8 protein-coding genes are annotated in these 19,989 nt (G+C 73.5%); 3 read left to right on the top strand and 5 right to left on the bottom strand.

Annotation, left to right across the window (positions count from 1 at the left end):
- Window positions 1–7 precede the first annotated feature (7 nt).
- Together ACZ49J_RS40660 and ACZ49J_RS40655 are read right to left on the bottom strand one after the other, a co-directional pair.
- Complete coding sequence (locus ACZ49J_RS40660; protein ID WP_467456251.1) at window positions 8–9,523, bottom strand: hypothetical protein; 9,516 nt, start codon at window positions 9,521–9,523, stop codon at window positions 8–10.
- Window positions 9,524–9,656: 133 nt separating this feature from the next.
- Window positions 9,657–12,374: a CHAT domain-containing protein gene (locus tag ACZ49J_RS40655; RefSeq protein WP_467456252.1), complete on the bottom strand. Its 2,718-nt coding sequence runs from the start codon at window positions 12,372–12,374 to the stop codon at window positions 9,657–9,659.
- A gap of 409 nt (window positions 12,375–12,783) precedes the next feature.
- On the opposite strand from ACZ49J_RS40655, the gene ACZ49J_RS40650 reads away from it, so the two are divergent.
- Entirely contained in the window at window positions 12,784–13,176 is a 393-nt protein-coding gene (locus ACZ49J_RS40650; RefSeq protein ID WP_467456253.1) for a hypothetical protein, read from the top strand.
- Window positions 13,173–14,159 (top strand): hypothetical protein, encoded by a 987-nt coding sequence (locus tag ACZ49J_RS40645; protein ID WP_467456254.1) that lies wholly within the window; start codon window positions 13,173–13,175, stop codon window positions 14,157–14,159. The genes ACZ49J_RS40650 and ACZ49J_RS40645 overlap by 4 nt, the downstream gene beginning before the upstream one ends.
- A gap of 181 nt (window positions 14,160–14,340) precedes the next feature.
- On the opposite strand, the gene ACZ49J_RS40640 is transcribed toward ACZ49J_RS40645, so the two are convergent.
- On the bottom strand, window positions 14,341–15,780 hold the full coding sequence (locus ACZ49J_RS40640) for an RsmB/NOP family class I SAM-dependent RNA methyltransferase (RefSeq protein ID WP_467456256.1): 1,440 nt from the start codon (window positions 15,778–15,780) through the stop codon (window positions 14,341–14,343).
- A 77-nt stretch (window positions 15,781–15,857) separates the two neighbouring features.
- Window positions 15,858–16,790 (bottom strand): methionyl-tRNA formyltransferase, encoded by a 933-nt coding sequence (fmt, locus tag ACZ49J_RS40635; RefSeq protein ID WP_467456257.1) that lies wholly within the window; start codon window positions 16,788–16,790, stop codon window positions 15,858–15,860.
- A gap of 287 nt (window positions 16,791–17,077) precedes the next feature.
- Between fmt and ACZ49J_RS40630 the strand changes: the two genes are divergently transcribed.
- Window positions 17,078–17,620, top strand: a complete 543-nt coding sequence (locus ACZ49J_RS40630) for a hypothetical protein (RefSeq protein ID WP_467456258.1) — start codon at window positions 17,078–17,080, stop codon at window positions 17,618–17,620.
- Window positions 17,621–17,717: 97 nt separating this feature from the next.
- Here the strand turns inward: ACZ49J_RS40630 and ACZ49J_RS40625 are convergent, their stop codons facing one another.
- On the bottom strand, window positions 17,718–19,874 hold the full coding sequence (locus ACZ49J_RS40625; protein WP_467456260.1) for a primosomal protein N': 2,157 nt from the start codon (window positions 19,872–19,874) through the stop codon (window positions 17,718–17,720).
- Between the last annotated feature and the right edge of the window lie 115 nt (window positions 19,875–19,989).

Raw genomic sequence — 19,989 nt, 5'->3', positions numbered from 1 at the left:
CCCGGCGCTACCCGGGCTGAGCGCTCGTCTGCCGCAGGACCTCCCGTGCCAGCTGTTCGGCGGGATGCGGAAGCTTCCCGGGCACCGGAAGGAGAGGCAGGGGTCCCTCGCTGACGACCCGCGTCAGAACACCCCCGAGCAGATCCGTCTGCGGTGCGAGCAACGCGGACTGGGCGACGGCCTCCTCGTGCGGAGGATGCAGGGCCCTGCCGAGGTCGGCCACCAGGGCAAGCGTCGCGGCGTCCGCGCGCAGGTCCATGCCGGCGGAGAGTTGGCCCACGGACGCGAGAACCGCCCTCGCCGTCCCGTCGAGCCGGTGTACCAGGGCGTCGGCGTCGACCCGGCCGAGTACGCCGTGCCCGAAGCGCAGGATGCTCTCCAGCCCGGCAGGATCCACCGTCGCGGGCAGGCTCAGAGCCGCCAGCCGTGCGTCCGGCGGACTCGCGGACGCGTCCGCGGTGGCGCCGTTCACCCACCGGTGCGCCGTGGCGGCCGCCGTCCAGGTTCGGACCACGGGTTCGACGTGCAGGGAGCGCCCCGCGCGCAGGCCGGTCCGGTGTGCGAGAAGTACGGCTCCGCGGGCGAGGACCGGGTTCTCGGCCCCTTCGTGCGCCATCAGCAGGCAGGCCGCCAAGGTCGGCGCCAGCTCCAGCTCTTCCTCCTGCCGCAGGCCGAACGCGTCAGCGCCGTGAACCCCCAGCCACTGACGGAGAGCTTCGAAGGAGCGGCGCGTTCCCGCTGGTCGAGGCGCCTGGCCGGTCTGCCCCTGTCGACCCGGCCGGGACTCCGTCACGGCGCTCGGCCATGCACGGAGAACTGCCGCGTCGGCGTTTTCGTCCGGCTCCGCGGCCGCTGTGACCGGGCCGGCAGTCCAGCCCTCGGCGAGCCACTGGCGGTGGCTCTCCGCGGTGTTGTGGTGTGCCGTGGCGGCGTGCTTGGCGCTTTGGGCGGCGACCTCCCTGGGCAGGTCCAGCCTGACCCGCCGCGCACCGGAGGGCACGACCCGCACACCGAACGCGCCGCCCTGCCCCAGTGCGTCCACTTCCGTGGCCTGCGCTCGGTCACGGGACCGGCCCGTGGGAGCCGCGGCGAGCCGTACGAGCATTCCGTACGGCTGAGCGACGGCCAGCTGCCCTCCGGGACTCGGCGCGGTGTCGGCCGCCGGGGCGCCCGGCGACGGGAACGGCTCGACCCGCAGTTTGGTGCCGAGAGCCATGTCCTGGCGGGCACGCCACACCCGTCTGACCCCGACGGCGGACACCGCCCCGCCGTGCTGCTCACGCACGTGCAGGGGCGTGCCCGGCGCCACGAACGCCGCGGAGATCTCGTCTGCGGTCAACGCGCCCGCCCAGGAGAGCAGTTCCGCCGGCAGCCAGTGGTACCCCTGGTCGTGCGGCGTATGCACCAGTACTCCCGCGGGCGCGGTGTCCGGTCCGACCGCGGCGAAGGGCACCGCGTCGAACTCGTCCCCGTACGGGCGCGGTTCGGGAACCCTCAGGTACGCGTCGGTCCGCGGAGGGCGGCCGGACCTGCCGGTCACCCGGAGCCACACGAGCCGTCGGGTGGCAGCGAGGGCTCTCGCCGCCTCTGACGCGTGCGCGTCCGGGACACCGCGCACAATGTCGCGCACGGCCAGGAGATGGAGCGCCGGCCCCGCGCGGAGAACCACGGCGGACCCGAGAGCGGCCACGGCCTCCAGCCGCAACAGGCCGTTCCGGCACAGGGCGCTCGTCGGCTGCAACCGACGCGACACGACGAGGGTGCCGTTCTCGTCGGGGTCTTCCACCGTGACCGGAAGCGCCCCGCCGAGGGCCTCGACCGCCTCGGCCTGCTCCGGGCCGGTGAGGGCGTCGTACAGCCATCCCGCTCCCGGCCAGAGCTCGTCCGTGCGGTCAGCCGGCCGCGCCGCGGTACCGGGGAGTCCGAGGACGCGCAGGTGACCGTCGGCCCACCCGAGCAGGGCCGTGTCCCCCGCGGTAGGCGGCTTCCTGGTGTCGTACCGGGCCAGATGGTTGGAACGGTGCAGTATCACGGCCTGCCCGCTGCGGTACCGCTCGGCGTCCGGGCCCGCGGGGTACGTCAGCGTGTAGTCGCCGCGCCCCAGGTGGAGTGCGCCGCGGCGCGTGTCGACCCGGTGGACCGGCAGCAGCGTCCGTCCGCTGCCCCCCGCGGCCTCGGCCCCGGACGGCAGCAGGGCGGAACGGGGACCCGGCTGCCACTTCACCAGGCGCAGCCGCCGGGGAGCCGTGAGCTCGCCCCGGACGATCTCCAGGTGCACCTGGTCCCCCGGGCCGAACAGGGACCAGTCCAGCCGCTCCAGTCCCTGCCTGCCAGGGCCCATCAGCAGCCGGCCGCTCACCTCCACCACACGGCCGGGGCTCAACTCCAGCCACAGGCCCCGCGCTTCACCGCCCCGCTCGGGTACGGACGGGCAGGCCACCGTGTGGACGCTGGGGTAGTACAGCTGCTCGGGGTCGCGGGGTTGCTCGGTCAGAACGGTCGCCGGCATGCCGTACCACCGGATGCGTTCCGGGTGGTAGCGCAGGGTCCACGCACCCGCGTCCTCGTCGAAGAGCACCGGTTCGACCGCCAGCGACCGTTCACTGATGTCGTCCAGTGGCGTCTTGACGGTTCCGTCCTTCAGCGTGTGCGACGTCGTCGTGTCGTGGTAGGCCCACGTGATCGTCCGACAGGTGTGGCGCAGCACCTCCACGTCGGTGTCCCGGAAGGACAGCAGAGCCCACGGCAGCATGAACGAGGGCAGCGCCGGCTTCCCGTCGCGTCTCCTCGGCGAGCCCTCGTGGAGGACGACCTCGGCCTGTGGGCGGTCCCCGGCCGTACGCACGCGTGCCGCGCGGACCGGCTCACCGACAGGGCGCGTCAGAGTGACCCTGCCGCCCGAACGCCGCAGCAGGGCGAGCTTCGGGTGCGGGACGGCGAGGAGAGGCACGCCGTGGCCTTCCTCGGCCGTCACCGACATTCCCTGCAGTCCGGCCGCGGTGAACTGGCCCCGGTCATCGGGGTGCCACTTGCCCGACGCGCCGAGCAGCGTGTCCTTCGGCAGCACCACGGCAGGGCGGGCGGTGCCATCCGGTACGAACGACCGGTCGGCGTCCTGGGCCAGGTCCAGCCGCAGACCGCCGGGCACGTCGGAGACGACGACCAGTGCTCCCCGCCCTGCTTTGCGGGCGACGGGAGGGCCCTGGGTCTTCTTCGGCAGTTCGTAGACGACGCCGGGACGCACCTCGACCTTGTCCCGGTCTCCGGTCAGCACGGCGAGCAGTCGCCCACCCGCATGCTGTACGGCTCCGGTGAGCGCCGCCGCGTCGCGTGCGGGCGCGCTCATCAGATCACCGGACCACTGCCTCGTCTTCGGATCCTGCCGCAGGCTCACCAGCATCACCGCCGTGTCCTGGTAGTAGCCTGTGCGCTTCTCCGCCACCAGTTGCGGCAGCAGGTACTCCCTCGCCGAGAACAGGCGTCTGCGGACCCGCACAGTCAGGGGGCGTCTCTGTCCGGGGGGAACCAGGGGCGTGCCGGGCAGACGGAACTCGATGAACGCGTCGTTGCCGGTGCTCTGCACGGCGCCCGCCACCATGAAGACGTGCTCGCCGTCGACGACACCCCCCGCACGCACCGCCGACAGCCGCGCCTGGACGTAGGTGAAGCGCCGGCACCGCTGGTCCTTCTCGTAGGCCTCCCGGTCGAGGCGTGCCAGGATCTGCAGCCGAGCCAGGTCCTCCGCGGTGTGCGGGGTCGCCTGCACGGCGGCCAGCACCTCGTCCCGGCTGGTGGTGTCCAGTTCGGCCGCGATGGGGTACGTGCGCGAGTAATCGGACGCCTCGCCACTGATCGTGGTGCCGCGCAGGCGCACCTTACGGACGACGACGGAGCGGGTCCTGGGGTCGACCGCGAGTTCGAGCTGATGGACGACCTCGTATCCCGCCTCCACGTAGGCCTGGCGGCCGACCTGGATCTCGACGTCCTCCGGCCTGATGTCGACGACGACGCCGTCCGCCTTCACGGCGACCTTCAGAGCTGCCAGGCGGTCGCCGTGGTGGAGCGGGAAGGCCTGTTCGTCGCCGCATGGCCGGCCGTTGACGGTGAGCCGGTCGGGGCCCAGTTCCGCGGTGAGCCCGTTGCCCCACTCGAACCGGCGGACGGGGCCGCCCTCTCGCTGCTCCGCCCCGACGTAGTAGACGTCCCGCACGAGGTTGCGGCGGGGCACAGGCGTGCCCTCGGGTGCGCCGGTGACCGCGGCGGCGAAGCGTGCCGCGTCCCGCGCCGGGGCGTCTCTGGTGGAGGCGAGGAGCGTGTTGCCCGACTGCACCAGCAGGGCTTCGGCGTCGTCGCCGTAGGAGGAGCCCACGACGTGCGGGGCGTCCCCGGGAACCAGGGGCAGGGTGACGCCGGACGCGAGGAAGTGGCCGTTGCCCAGCAACCGGCCGCGCAGCGTCACGATCTCACCGTTGTCCAGTTGCTCTCGCCACTCCTCCTGCGGTGTGCGTGCCTGCTTCCCGGCATGGACGTCCGGGGAGACCGTGGCACGGGCACGCACCGTCAGTCCCCGGTGGAGAGCGACCAGGCCGCCCTCACGTCGCCATGCGCGCAGCGTGACGTCCGTGACGACCCCATCCGCCCCTCCGTGCTCGGGCGCGTCGCCCACCACCTCCAGGCCTCGGTCGCGCACCAGCAGCCGGCGCCGGGGAGTGTTGTCCAGAGGCTGTCCGGTCCCCAGATCCGCGACGACCGTTCCGCCCTGCCCGACGGGGGTCGCCGATGCGTCACCCGACGGAACGGAGACGAGGGGGCCGCCCTCGGGGTGCGCGTAGTAGGCGCGGGTACCCGCCCGGCCGAGGAACCGCAGGCCGCCCCCAGGGGGCCGCTCGGCGTCCTCGCAGCTGTGGAGGGCCTGGCCGAACACCTTGTGGAGGCGGGGCACGAAGGCCCAGGCGCCTCCGGGCACAGCGGAGCGCACAGCGGTGAAGGTCTCGCCGTTGCGCCGGTGGCGGCGGGTGAAGGAGGTCGCCGGCAGGCTCGCCGGGACGAGCCTGCCGTCCAGGTCGAGCCAGACCATGTAGCCGTGGCTCGTGCCGTCCTCGCGTCGGAGGACGCCCGTGACGACGCCACGCACCGCACGGTCGACGGGCAGCGCGCCGAGTGGTGCCGAGGAGCCCGGACGAGGCGCCGCGTCACCGGACAGGCGTGCGAGGAAGTCGTCATCGGACAAGGGCGCGGCGGGCCGGGCGGGCTCGCCGTCGCGCGCTCTGACCCGCGTGATCTCCACGAGCGGCATGCCACGGCGCGACGGCACCCGACCGAAGGGAAGCGAACTGCGGTCCACCTGGACGGTCATCCCGTCCGGAACCAGCGCGTCCACCGTGCTCCACTTCACCTGCCGTCCGCCGAAGAAGCGTTCCACCGGCAGTACGGTGCGCTCGGCCACGTTCCAGAACCACTCGAACCTGCCGCGGCTCGGGTTGTCGTGGTCGCTGAGCGGTTCCCCGGACAGCGCCTCTCCCGACACCACCGCGACAGCCGCGTCCTCGACGGTGTTCTCCCAGGGCTCGGGGTGGAAGGCGCACCGGGTGCCGGGAGTGCCCTCGAGGCCCCGTACCGCGATACGGGAGGGGAACCCGGCACCGTGCGGGAAGTTCCGCGCGCGGCTGACGTCGACGGTCCACTGACCGTCGGTCAGCTCCGCCTCCCACTCCTCGCCCTCTGTCTCGGAGAAGAGCTTCAGCCAGGCGGTGTTGCGCAGGTCGCAGCCGCCGCCCCGTGCGAGGGACGGCCAGCGCTTCTCCGCTCCCGCCGGCGGGTTGTCCAGCAACTCCAGCCGGGCCCCCGGCCCGAGGCCGACGTACACGAGCGTGCCCGGCCCGTGCCGGAGCACCCTGCCGAGCTCCTCGGGTGAGGTCCCCCAGTCCTGGGCGCGCAGCAGATAGGCGCGTCCGGCGGTGGTCACGAAGTAGCGGCCGCCGGGCAGACCCGCCGCCGGAGGGAGAACGGAGCCCGTGTAGACGAGTACCGCGGCCCGGCATCCGTCGTCGCCCCGGTACGGCAGATCGTCCGCGATCAGTTCCACGAGAGTCCGGTCGGCGGGGAGCCAGCAGTTCAGTGTGGAGTCCCAGCGGGCCACCGTCTCGGTGGTGCCGTACTGCTCCGCCCACCTCCCCGAGAGGTCGGGCTGCCAGCGCAACCAGGCCGTGTGGAGGGATTCGGCCGCCGCCGCGAAAGGGGGACCCGACTCGCCGTCGACCGAGAGCATGACCGGCACCCTGTCCCTCACCCCCGCGGGAGAGAGCCGTGCGGCGCGGGTCTCTCCCGGAAGGGGAGCCCGCCGGGGCAGGACGTCGAGCCGGCGAGCGGCGGCCTGTTCCCAGCGGTGAGTGACGCCGTTCCAGCGCACCTCCACCCGGCACAGGTCACCGGTGCGCCACCAGCGTGTGCCGCCGCCCCGCGCCGGCAGAGGCTCCGGGCCGCCCCAGTTGACCAGCACCAGGTCGTCGGCTTCCGTGTTCTGCTCAGCCGCGCTTCCCGCCGAGTTCGCGCAGACGACGCCCACGGCCCAGTGGGCTTTAGCGCGTTGCCGCCACCGCTGCAGCAGCCGTGCGCGGTCGGCGGCGGGCATGTCCACCAGGTCCACCGCGTCGCGCCCGCGCTCCCCGCCCAGTCGGTGGGGGAGCACGAGGAACTGGTCCTGACCCCGGAAGTGATCCAGGACGCGGGCGACGACCAGCCGGCCGTCCGGAGCGGGCTGCTCGGCCCGGGCGTTGAAAGCGGCGGACGGTCTGGTCACCAGCGACGTGGAGGGCGTGATGACGGTGTCGCGCCAGCCGTCGGAAACGATCAACCCGAGAGTCCGCCGGCCGTCCCAGGCGAGCCGTGTACCGGACAGCGCCTGAACCAGCAACCGCAGTTCAGTCTCGATGTCCTGGCGGGCCTTCCGCGTGCCCAGCTCACCCCAGGGGCCGCCGCGGACGGGCAGCAGCCGGTCCGGGTCGTGCCGTCGCCGCACGGCGTCCACCGTTCGGGCCCGCAGCCGGTTCATCGTCTCCGGCGACAGGCGGCCTCCCGCGCGGGCCACCCGGTCCAGCAGGAGCTGGTAGTAGCGGGGCGCGTACGGGCTGAACTCGACGATGCTGTCCACCACGACCTCCAGCACACGGCGCAGCTCGTCCTGAGCGGCGGCCGACGGGTCGTACCGGCCGTCCGGGGGCCCGAACAGCCCGACCGCGGCGGCCCGGATCGAACGGGCCCACTGGTCGGGGGCGTTGATGGCGGCCATCGCGTCGAGCCACTCCTGGACCCATGCCGGATCGCCGGGCGCGGCGCCCGGAACGGCCTGGTCGAGGAGCGCGGCGAGCCGGACGGTCCGCATGGCCAGCAGCGCGGGCCCCTCGCTGGTCAGCTCCTCGATGCGCGTGGTGTGGAGCGCCCAGGCGTCGAGGGGGTACGGATCGGCGGAGAGCAGCGCCTCGTACCCGATCGAGGTACGAGGCTTGCCGCTCCGGAGCGGCGTGTCGAGCTGCGACAACCAGTCGGGGCGTGGCACGTCGACGCCCTCGAAGTCCCTCAGCAGCATGGAGTGAAAGGGAAGTTGTGACGAGGGTTCGACGGCCGGCTCCCGGTCCAGGTCCAGTTCCGTCATTCGTTGGGCGCCGATGGCCAGCACCCGGCGCGCCCAGGGGTTCTCGCCGTCGTACCAGCCGTGCGGTTCGGAGCCGCTCACCGGGCTGCGGCGTACTCCCGCCGCAGCTTCGTTGATCCACAGCCTGGCGACGTTCCACGCCGGGCGGACGAACAATCTGCGCCACTCCGGTCCACGGGGGCAGGCGGCGTCGGTGGGGCGGACGGTGCCTGGCCCGTCGATGAGGAAGTCGGCGAACATGCGGGGCCGGATCTCCGGGAGGAGTCCCCTTCCCGCACTGTCCACGGTGGTTCGGGCGTGCCATATCAACGCCGCCATGGAGGGGGTCACATAGGTGGGCAGGACGGTGGGCACGGCGGTGCCCCGGCTCAGTTCTCCGAGAAAGGGCAGGAACCGCGGGTCGCAGAACACGTCGGCGGCGTGGAACAGGATGCCGACCAGATGGTCATGGGCGCGCTGCGCCTCCGGTCCCCCGTGGGCGCCGGTCATGCGCAGCAGATGCACGGAGATGACGGACACCGCCGTCAGCTGGAGGAGGAGCACGGGGCGGTCCGCCGTATCGAAACGGCTCTTCCTGGCAGCCTCTCTGGGGGACAGCTTGTCATCGAGCCGGAACAAGTCGCTCTTCCGCTCGATCCAGGGTGAGCAGGCCGCGAACGGGTCGCGTCCCGGTTCGCCGGGAGCGGCCACCCGCTGCTCGGGGGCGCGTTGGTGTGGCGAGCCCGGAGACCAGTGCAGGGCCGCGGCCCGGGTCAGCCACCATTCCGCCCGCCGGTCGTCCTCCTCCGACAGCCTCGCCCAGGGCACCGACAGTCCTGTGGTCGCGGGGTCGGGGAAGCGTCCGCCGGTCGGTGGGGCCCACCATCGGGCGGTGCGCCGCGCCGCTTCCAGGGGATCGTGCGAGGCCGCGAGATCCCACAGGGTCAGCTGCCACAGCGCGATGCCCAGCGACATGTTCGGGCCCCTCCCCACCACCCCGAGCCGGTCCCGTACGGCCGCCTGCGCGTCGGCAGCACCCTTCTCCCAGCCCGGCCAGCCCTGATACAGCCCGCCGCGTGCGATCTCGGCCTCCAGCAGCTCGAGGTCGGGCCCATCCTGCTCGCCGGCGTGCCCGAACCAGGAGGACGCCAGGGTGGCGAGGACGTCCGGCTCCAGGTAGCCGGCCCCCTGCCCTTCGGCGGCGAGGGCCACGCGGACCTCACTGCTTGTCTCCGCGTCCTTCAGCCGGGTGAGCGCCGAGGCGGCGAGCAGCAGAGGCCACCGCCCCGACTCGCCGCGCAGTGCGGCACGCGCCACGGACAGTCGCTGTGTGCGCCGCCAGGCCGCGGCCACGACGTCCGGGCGCTGTTCCGCGGCCCTGTCCAGGAGGACCAGGGCCACGGTCTGCGCGGCGTGCTCGTGCAGGTCGTGGTAGGGCGGCGGCGGAACGCGCTGGTGCCGGTCCGTGGCGTCCTCGGGAGCGGACTGCATCTCCAGGGCGGCACACACCCGCTCGGCGAAGTCCTCCGGCAACGGGAAGAGGGCCTCGCCGAGCAGATCCACCAGCGTGTGCTGGAACGCGGCCTCCTCCAGGCCCCGTTCCGTGGCCGTGTGCCCTTCCTCGTCGTCCTCTCCTGCGAGCAGCCCGGCCCAGACCGCGGCGGCAGCGTCGGCGAGGGAGGGGTCGTCCCTCAGCGCCGGCGCGCACCCCAGCACGTACCGCAGGGCGTGCAGACGGACGGCCTCCTCCTGCTGGGCCAGGCGTTCCAGCGCCACGTGCAGTTCCAGGCTGCCGCTGCGTGGGGAGCGCAGGATCTGGGCGATGTCCAGGTACTCCTTGGTCTGGTGTGTCGTCAGTCCGAGGGCGGAGCAGAAGTACCAGTCGGCGAGCACGGGTTCTCCTCGGAGTACGGCCCTACTGGGGGCGGGGTTGCCAACGGCGCGGAGCAGGCGGTGGCCGTGGGGTGGCTTCGCTGGAAAGGGACTGGGGGTGTCGGGTCGGGTACGCGGACCGGGCGGCTTGCGATCAAGTCAGGACCGGGGTGCCGGACCGGTCGTGCGGCCTCCACTGCCACGGGCGCAGGGTCTGGTGGAGCACCGCGACCCGGTCACGCGTGAGAGGGTCGGTCTCGACCGGGTCGAGTGTGTAGCCGAGTACGCGACGCAACGCGGGAGACCAGCCGAACAGACGCTGCGCGGTGGGCGCGTCGAGAGGCCTGCGGGACAGCAGCGCCCACGCCGCCGGCAAGGGGTCCCCGGGACAGAGATCGGCCACGCTCAGCCCGGTGCCGACCCCGGCCCGCAGCGCCGCCTCGGCCACGGCCGGGTCGGTGACGCCTTCCAGGAAGGCCAGGTCCTCGGCGTTCCGCCCCGCGGGTGTCAGCCTGTCGCGGCCGGGCACGGCGAGGTGGTCCACCACGGCCTCCACGGCGGGTGGGATCAGACCGAGCCACTGGTGCGCGACGGCCCGTACCCGCCGTGGGGTCTGGGCCCTGCGAAGCTCCGCGAGGAGCACTGCCTCCCAGTCGGCCGGCGGCAGAGCGGAGGGGACCACGGGACGGTTCGCCGCCTGGGCGGCATCGAGCCAGGTGTCGAGGTCGTCGTCGTCCTCGGAGACGAGCAGGAGGGAGGCGCTGCGTGCCGGATCGGAGCGCGAGCGTGCGTGTTCGAGCAGGATGGCGCGCAGATAGGCAGGAGGTACCCTCTCGTCGTCAGCGAGGGCCAGCAGGGACTCCAGCTCCCTGCGGCGGATCTCATGGGCGGCTCGGGGTGCCTCGGTGTCGGCGTCCTGCCAGCCCTGGATGATCTGCCGGGCCTCGTCCGCTATGTGGTCCTCCTCCATCGCGCTCGCGTGTAAGCGGCCCGGCGCCGCGGCGAGTGCCACCTCCAGGGGCGAACGGGCGGCCACGGCTGCCGTGGGTTCGGGCGTGGGACGTACACGGGCGAGCAGTGACGGACGGGCCCGCATCAGGATGCTCACTCCGAGGTCCGAACCGTCCGGACGCCTCCGGGGGAGCCCGGCTGCGATCTGCACGGCTGTCCGCACGGCCCGCGGCATCCGGGAGGCACGCACATGGACGATCAGCGCGGCCTCCGGGAAGCATTCCGCGATCGCCTGCGCGTACCGGATCGCGTCGTCGGGCTGGTGACGGTGGCCGGGGAAGGGCAGGACGAGCCCGATCCGGCTGCCGTCCGGGGCGTCCGTGAGAGCCTGGCGCAGATACTCGGGGTGTACGAGCCGGTTGGCGAACTCCCCCGGGTCGCGATGTGGTTCACGCCATGACGCCCGCACGCCGAACCAGTGGCGGCGGGGAAAGGGACCACCGTACGTGGTCATCAGACGGAGTGGTCCGCACTCCACGTCGTTGAGCTGTTCGGCCAGTCCGCCGGTGTCGGCGCCCGGCTCATCGCACACCTCCACCAGCACGCCGCGCAAAGGTCCGCGGTCCAGGCACCAGAGCGTGTCGATCCGTGCGGGCCGGCTGTCACCCGGCAGGGCCATCGGCTGGTCACCGCGCCAGTCCGGCGGCACGTGGCAGGCGCGTAACGTCTCCGGCGGGGGGCTCGCGGGTGCCGGCACGGTCAGGTGCCGGGGTGCACCACCGCTCGTGTACACGACCGGCTGCCACCAGTCGTGCGCCATCGCCGCGCGGGCCTCGTCGACGGCGCGGTCGACGGAACCGCCCCAGGCGAGCGTCTCGAAGAACCGGCCGGTCATGGTGAGCGCGTGCCGGTCGCCGATCAGCCCGTCCATGCCGAGCACGTAGGGGACGCCGGCCCGCACCAGGTACTCGGCCAGGTGCGGGGACCAGGGCACGGAGCCCTGCGGCACCGGGCCGTCACCCGCCTGCACGGGGGAGGCCGTGGCACAGGCCGCCAGGACGACCACCGCGATACGCGCCTCCACCAGGAGGGCGGCCAGTTCGGAGCCCGACATCAGCTCCGCCCCACCGTCGTCTCCGGCCAGCACGATGCCGTCGCGCCGTCCGTGTCCGGCGAAGAAGAAGCCCCAGACCGGTCCCCGCAGTGCTTGGCGCAGTGCCTCCCGGGTCAGGGGCTCGGCGAGAACACGCACGTCACGGCTGCCCTGCTCGCCCAGCCGACCGGCCGCGGCCCTGGTCTCCGCGGTCGACGCCATCCCGCCTTCGAGCGCGGGAACCCGGCAGGACGTGCCGTCCGGGGCCTGAACATCACCGTGGACGGTCAGTGCGGTGCCCAGGAGCAGGGTCCCCCGCAGATCCAGCGGATGAGCGGCGCCGGGTGGGGTACTTCCTTCGATGCCCCGCACCACCGAAACGCCGTGGTGGCGAACGAGGAACTGGGGAGCACCGGTCGCGCCGTCGCGCCGCTCGGGGACCGAGGCCAGCTCCCACGGGACGGCCCCGAGCCGGTCGTCGGAGAACGTGAGCAGGACCCTGAGGCGTACCCCCCGCCGCTGCGCGCGGTCGACGGCCGCGTGATAGGGGACCAGCACGTCGCGAGGCAACAGCGCGTTGCCCGCGTTCCGGATGCTCGGCCCGTCCGCCGCCATCTCCTTGCGCATCTCGGTGTGAAGCCGCGCGGGACGGATGAGGGCGGGGTCCTTGGCCCGGAACTCGTCGCCTCTGTCGTCGACGACGCTGACCCGGCACCACAGCACATCCGGCAAGTCGGGCAGGGGCTCGGTGTGCTGATCCAGGCCGACGTGGACGACGAAGTCGGCGTTCCCCGCGCCGTCCCCCTCGTCAAGGTGTCTTCCGAGCACTTTTCCCCCCGTGCGGCTCGCGCGCTCCCTGCTCAGCCTGCGCCCGCACCGGAGACTTCACGAGACGTTCGTCTTCGCGTCGCGTCGCGACGGCAGAGCCGTCGCTCGGGTGCGGATGCGCGCATCATCACTGTAGCGCCGCAGGTTGGTGTGATCGCCCTGCTTACAGGCAATATTCTGATCCATTGCCATATGAGCGTTCAGGCCCGGTACGGTCGGCTCGGACGTCGCCAGGTCCGGTCGTCGGCGGGACCGTCCTGCCTTCGCCGACACGGCGGTTCGGCATGGGCGCCGACGAACGCCCGGGTGAAGGAGGCTTCCCATCAACACCGATCACAACGACGGCACCGACATCGCCGCGGGCAGCGCCGCGCAAGCCCCTCCCGTCCTGTCCCGGACCGACGCACTGGTGCGCGGCGCGATGCGCCACCCCGCCTGGGCCCATGTGACCGCCGAGACACGCGAGGCTCTCAACGCCCTGTACGCGAGGCTGCCCCTGCAGCCCGGCCCAGGCGAAACCGTGCGCGAACAGCCCTTGGACGAGGCGGAGTTCGGCGCCCGCCTCGACGAGCTCGTCTCCGCCGACCCGGTCCTGTCCCACCTCGTGGCGGAGGCGGCGGTCACGGACACCGAGGACCACCGCGCGGTGCTGCCGGTCCCGGGGCGGCTCCCCACCCCCGTGCGCTGGGGATGTCCCGCGGCGGGCTGCACCCAGGCGCCGGTGGCCGGTGAGTCCGACGGCCCTTACGGCAGTCGTCACTGTGCCACTCACCCCAACGTCGCCCTGCAGAGGCTGAGTTGATCGAGGGCCTGGCCAAGGCCGTCGTGGAGCCGCTGGCCGCGCGCTGGCGGAACACCGCGCTCGGCACGTCGCTCGTCCTGTGGCTCGCCGCCGTGCTGGTCCACGTGCTGTCGCGCCCGGAGGCCGCCAAGTGCACCGCGGACGCCCGGTCGCTTCCGTGCCGGATAGCCGACACCGAGGCCATCGGTCCGGCCCTGCTCCTCGTGGTCGGCTTCGGCATCGCAGTGAGCACGGCGTTCCTCGCCGCGGGGGTCGCCCCGGGACTGTTCACCCTGCTGACCGCCGACTCCTGGCGCGCCGGGCCGGTGCCGGTGGTCTGGGCCGGCAGCCTGCTGGTGCGGCTCCAGACGCGTCGTCGTACCCGGCTCAGCCAGTTCGCGGCGGGTTCCGGTGGATCGGCGCTCACGGCCGTGCGCCGCGGCGCCAGTTACGCCGAGTTGCGAGCCCGCTACCCGCTGGATGAGGCTTGGCCCGTCAGTGCAAGCGCCAGCGGCAACGCCCTGGCCGCCGTGGCGGAACGTCTCGACCGCAAACTCGGCCTGGACCTCTCCGTCGTGTGGACTCCCCTGCTGACCGTCCTCCCGGAAGGGCAGTACAGCCGTCTCGTCGCCCAGAGCAGTGTGGTTCTGGGACGGTGCCAGCAACTGCTCATCGCCGTCGGCGGCCTCGCTCTGGCCCCGCTGTTCCCCCTGCGGTGGGCCCTCGCCTGGGCCCTGGCCTGCCTGCTGTGTGCTCTGGCCTTCCGCCACGGCCTGGTGCGGGAGACCATGGCCTTCGCCGCCCAGGTGCACGGCGTGGTCGTCGCCCACCGCGTCCCCCTGTACGCCGCGTACGGCCTTCCCGCGCCCAGCGGACCACAGGACGAGATCCACTGCGGACGAACCCTCACCCAGGTTCTCCAGTCCTTCGAGCACAAGGACCCGCCCACCGGTGTCACCTACGAGTGGCCGCCGCCCCCGGTTTGCGGCCCCTCTGGCCCGTAGACCGTGTCGGCCCAACGTGAGGCCGTCGCAGGTGCCTCGCTCGGAGAACCGTGCCGGGAGGGCGTCGAGCGGGGCATCGGCGTGGCGGAGCCCCCAGGGATGACAGGGCCGTCCGCCGTCGCCGGCCCGCCCGGCGCGCCGAGGTCACGGCGGCAGCGGCCGACCGGGGAAACGCCGAGGCTCAGGCGACCCGGCGGATGAGCGCCAGATACATCGCGTCCGTCCCGTGCAGATGCGGCCACAGCTGGACGTCCGGGCCCTCACCCAGGTCCGGTACGCCCGCCAGCAGGGGCCGGGCGTCGATGAGGTCGGCCCCCGAGCCGTACTGCTTGAGCACGTCGGCGACGACCGCCCGGGTCTCGGCGAGGTGCGGCGAGCACGTGGCGTACCCGACGACGCCGCCGACGCGCACCGACTCGAGCGCGTTGTGCAGCAGGGCACGCTGGAGCGGCGCGAACCCTTCCAGGTCCTCGGGCCGCCTCCGCCACCGCGCCTCGGGACGCCTGCGCAGAGCGCCGAGTCCCGTGCACGGCACGTCCATGAGCACCCGGTCGAAGGTGCCCGGCCGCCAGGGCGGCCGCGTGCCGTCGGCGGCGATGACCTGGTACGGCCCGGGGTTGCCCTCCAGCGCGTTCGCGACGAGCCCGGCCCGGTGCGGCTGCTTCTCGGAGGCGAGCAGCACGGCACCCCGCTCGGCGGCGAGCCCGGCGAGCAGGGCGGCCTTCCCGCCCGGTCCCGCGCACCCGTCGAGCCACGCCCTGTCGGACCCCTCCAGGGGAGCGTTCGCGAGGGCGAGCGCGACGAGTTGGCTGCCCTCGTCCTGCACGCCCGCACGGCCCTCCCGTACGGCGTCGACGGCGCCCGGCTCGCCGCCCTCGCTGAGCGTCACGGCGTACGGCGACCAGCGCCCCGGCGTCCCGGCCTCGTTCCCGAGGGCGTCGAGGAGTTCCCTGGCGGTGGCCCGCCCGGGACGGGCGACGAGGGTGACTTCGGGGCGTTCGTTGTCGGCTTCGAGAAGCCGCTCGATGCCCTCGCGGCCGCCTCCGAGGGAGTCCCACAGCGCGGAGACGACCCAGCGGGGATGCGAGTGCACGACCGCGAGGTGGTCCTCCGGGTCCTTGTCGTAGGGCGGCGCGACGCGCCCCAGCCACCCGTCGAGGTCGTCCTGCGCGACCTTCCGGAGCACGGCGTTGACGAACTTGGCGCGCCCGTCGCCGAGGACGACGCGCGCGAGCTCGACGGAGGCGGAGACGGCGGCGTGGCTGGGGATCCGGGTCCCGAGCAACTGGTGCGCCCCGAGGCTCAGCACGTCCAGCACGGGCGGGTCGACCTCCCGCAACGGCCGGTCGACACAGGCCGCTATGACGGCGTCGTACGTCCCCTGCCGCCGCAGCGTCCCGTACACCAGCTCGGTGGCCAGCGCCGCGTCACGCGCGTCGAACTTGTCGGGTCCCTCGCTCTCCCGCGCCTTGCGCAACAGCGGCGGCAACACGAGGTTCGCGTACGCGTCCCGCTCGTCCACGGCCCTGAGCGCCTCGAAGGCGAGGATGCGGACGGGGTCCTTCTGGGGCCGGCGGTAGGGCTTGCCCGGCCTGCGCGGCCGACGGGACTGCTCACTCACGAAAAAGGTGCTCCGGAAATCAGGTGGGGACACGCGTCAAGCGACCCGTCAAGCCTACGTAACCGCCCGGGCGGCGGCTACGCCCCGAGGGTCTCACCGCCGGCGATGCGCACCCCGCGGGCCCAGTCCGCCGCCCGCATCGGCTTCTTGCCCTGGGCCTGCACCCACAGCAGCTCGACGGCGTAGGACCCGGTGCCCACGTACACGTTGTTCTTGCCGACGGCCAGGGCGCCCGGGGCGAGGTCGTCACGGTCCGGCACGGGCGCGGCCTGGATGATCTTGAGTCGCTCGCCCCGGAACGTCGTCCACGCGCCGGGGGCGGGCGTGCACCCGCGCACGACCCGGTCGACGCGCAGCGCGGGCGCGGACCAGTCGATCTGCGCGTCCTCGACGGTGATCTTCGGCGCGAGGGTGACCCCCTCGGCGGGCTGCGGAACGGCCTTCAGCGACCCGTCCTCGATTCCGTCCATGGTCGCGGCCAGCAGCCCGGCTCCGGCGAAGGCAAGCCGGGTGAGGAGGTCGCCGCTGGTGTCGGTGGGCCGGATCTCCTCGGTGACGGTCCCGTAGACGGGACCGGAGTCCAGACCCTCCTCGATCAGGAAGGTGGACGCCCCGGTGATCTCGTCCCCCGCCATGAGGGAGTGCTGCACGGGGGCTGCCCCGCGCCAGGCGGGCAGCAGCGAGAAGTGCAGGTTGACCCAGCCGTGCGCGGGGATGTCGAGGGCGACGCGGGGCAGCAGCGCACCGTACGCCACCACGGGGCAGCAGTCGGGCGCGATCTCCCTGAGCCGGGCCAGGAACTCCTCGTCCCTGGGCCGGCCGGGCTTCAGCACCTCGATGCCGGCCTCCTCGGCCCGCTGCGCGACGGGGCTCGCGACCAGGCGCCGCCCGCGCCCCGCCGGCGCGTCCGGGCGCGTGACGACGGCGGCCACCTCGTGCCGCGCGGAGGCGATCAGGGCGTCCAGGGCGGGAACGGCGACCTCGGGGGTACCGGCGAAGACCAGCTTCATGGGTGACTGTCGGCCTCTCGGGCGGGAGTTCGGATCGGCCCCGGCGTCCTGGGCAACGGGTGTGCGGGGCAGCACACCAGTCTATGAGGGTGCGGCGCGAGAGCCGACAGCGCACTCGCACGGGCCACCGCGTGCGGGAAACGCGGCCTCCGGGGGGCGTACGCATATGCCCTTACGCCCCCGCAGCGTGACCACAGACCCCGAGACGCGTTGGTCAAGAGAGAGTTGACCAACCAGGCCGCGATCGCGGCCCATCCTTTTTCAACGCCGGTTCGAGAGGCTTGTTCATGGCCGACCACGCAACCCACGACGCCCAGGCTCGGGCCAGCCTGCACCTGCTGGTGCGGGACATCGAGCGGGTCCGCCGGCAGGTGGACGCGCTACGCACCCTGACCGCTCAGTTGGGGAACGTCTACCGCCCGCGCCGCTCCGGCCCTTCCACGGGCTTCGTCGTCTACGGACGCGCCCCCGCCCCGACCGTTCGCCTCGCCCAGGAGCTGCGGGACAGCGTCGAGACCCTGGTCACGGCCGCCGTGGACTTCGACCGCTCGCTCGGCTTCTCGTGGGACGCCGTGGGCTCGGCGCTGGGAGTCACCAAACAGGCCGTGCACCGTCGTTACGGCGCCCGCCGCGCCGCCGCCCAGGCCGCGGCGGACGCGGAGCGCACCACGGAACCGTCCGGTACGCGCACGGTCAATGTCGCAGCCGGCATTCCCGCGGTGCCCACGGTCCCGGCCGCCCGCTCGATGCCGACCCAGCCGACGGCCGGCAGCCCGACGCTCCGTGACGAGGCGAGGCCCACGGCCTTCCCGGGCCCGCGCAACGGCTGAACCCAACTCCCGCCTGCTGCCTCCCGGTTCCGGACCGGGAGGCAGTTCCGTGTCGGGATGCCGACACCATGGCCCCCGCGTCACTTCCGGGCACCGGTCAGCCGATATCGAGCGGATCGATCCGGATCCGCACCGCTTCACTTCCGTTCCCCCCACGTGCCATCCGGGCCGCCAGCGCGCTCTTCAACGCGGCGGCCAAGGCGGCCCCGCTCCCCGGCGGGACACGGACCAGCGCCCGCTCCCACCGCTCCCCCGGCGGCGGCGCGCCTGTCCTCCGGGGCCGCCCGGCATCCGCGACGGGCAACGGAACAGGACCCAACACCTCGGCATCACGCGGCAGTTCGGCGTCGGCCAGGAGCTCGGCCACCGCCTCCGCCGTACCTGACACCGCGGCCATCCTCGACACCGGCGGAAAGCTCAGCTCGGCCCGCTCGGCGAGTTCCCGCACGGCGTGGCCGACGGGGTCCCACCGTACGAGCGCCTGCACGGGCCGCGCCGTCGCTTCGGCGACGACGACCACCGTGCCGCCCGCCCCCTGGTCCCGTACGAGCGCGGCGGCACCGATCCACCGCCGCAACGCCTCCTCCCCGGCCCGCAGATCGGGGCGGCCGAGCATGGCCCAGCCGTCCAGCAGCAGGGCGGCCGCGTATCCGCTGTCGGCGACCGGCTCGGCGCCCGGTGTGCTCACCACCAGGGCGGGCGCCGCCGACACCGTGTCCAGTACCTGCTCCCGCCCGGAGGTCCGCACCGGCACGGCGGGGAAGGCCCGCCCGAGTTCCTCCGCTGTCCGCCGCGCACCGACGACCTGAGCCCGCAGCCGGAAGCCGCCGCACTCCGCGCAGTGCCAGGCGCCCTCCCCGCGCCCGCACCACCCGCAGCGCAGAGCGCCGCCCTCCTCCTGAGCCTCCAGCGGTCCGGCACATCGCCGGCACCGGGCCGGCTCCCGGCACCGCGCACAGGCCAGCCGTGGTACGTACCCCCGCCGCGGCACCTGCACGAGTACCGGTCCGTGCCGCAGCCCGTCCCGCACGACCTGCCAGGCGAGGCTCGGCAGCCGCGCCGCCCGCGCGGCCTCGTCCCGCGCCAGCTCCGCGTCGCCCACGGTCCGCACCAGCGGCGCCGCGGCCCGCACCTGCTCACGATCGGCGACGAGCGGAGCGGCCCAGCCACTCTCGACCAGCTGCGCGGCCTCCACAGTGCAGCTCCAACTCCCCAGCAGGAACGCGCACTTGTCCCGGGATGCCCGCAGCTCCAGCACCTCGCGCACATGCGGAAACGGTGCGCGGTCCTCGCTGTGACTGGCATCGCCGTCATCCCAGACGACGACCAGCCCGAGATCGCGCACGGGCGCGAACATGGCGGCACGGGTCCCCACCACGGCCCGCACGGCCCCCCGCCGCACGGACAGCCACTCCCGGTAGCGCCGCTCCGGCCCGGCGTCGGCGGTGAGCACGGCATGGTGCCCGTCGCCCATCACCTCCCGCAGCGCCGCGTCCACCCGCGCGACGGGACGCCCAGCCGGCAGGACGACGAGCGCGCCCCTGCCCGAGGCGAGCGTGGCCTGCACGGCCCGCGCGATCTCCTCGGCCCACTGGGGCCCGGGCAGCGCGGTCCACACGGCTCGAGGCGCCCCGCCCGAGGCCAGGGCGTTCAGGAACTGCGCTCCTCTGCCGTACCGCCGCCAGGACCCCGGCTCCGGCGCCGTGGGGGGCGGAGCGGGAGCGTGCGTCTCCCGGGACTCCGCCCGTGCGTGCCGCGGTGGAACGGCCAGCTGCAGAACATCCGCCAGGCTCCCCGCATACCGGTCCGCGACCGCTCGGGCGAGCCCCAGCAGTTCGGGCCCGAGGACGGGCTCGGGCGACACGACCTGGGCCAGCGCGGCAAGCGGCCCCGCGTAGTCGGACTCGGCCACCCGCTCGACCAGGAACCCGTCGATGAGCGACCCGCCCTCTCGCCTCCCCTCGCGCACGGTGCGCCCGCCGGCCCCGAACCGCACCCGCACCCGCACACCTGGCTGGGCGACGGCATCCAGTTCCTCGGGCACGGCGTAGTCGAAGTACCGGTCGAGGTGCAGGACCCCCTTGTCCACCAACACCCGTGCGACCGGCAGCTCCTTGGCCAGCGCGGCCCCTCGCCACGTCCGTGGCTTGGCCTTCGGCGCCTTGTTCTTCCGAACGGCCTCCCGAATGAGCGCGAGCTGCTCCGGCACCGCCCCCTGGGCGCCGCCGTCCCCCTGCCCGTTCTCGCTGCTCACACCTGCATTCTTACCAAACACCACTGACATTGATATTGCTAGGCAGGTTCTGGTGGTCGTGGCTCTGCCACTGACTGACGTCCTGCTGGGCTGTCTTCCAGATGTTCTGCCCGGC

Source organism: Streptomyces sp. NPDC030840, assembly GCF_055572015.1.
Note: the sequence above shows the minus strand (reverse complement) of the source record. Positions and strands in the feature narration are given on the sequence as shown.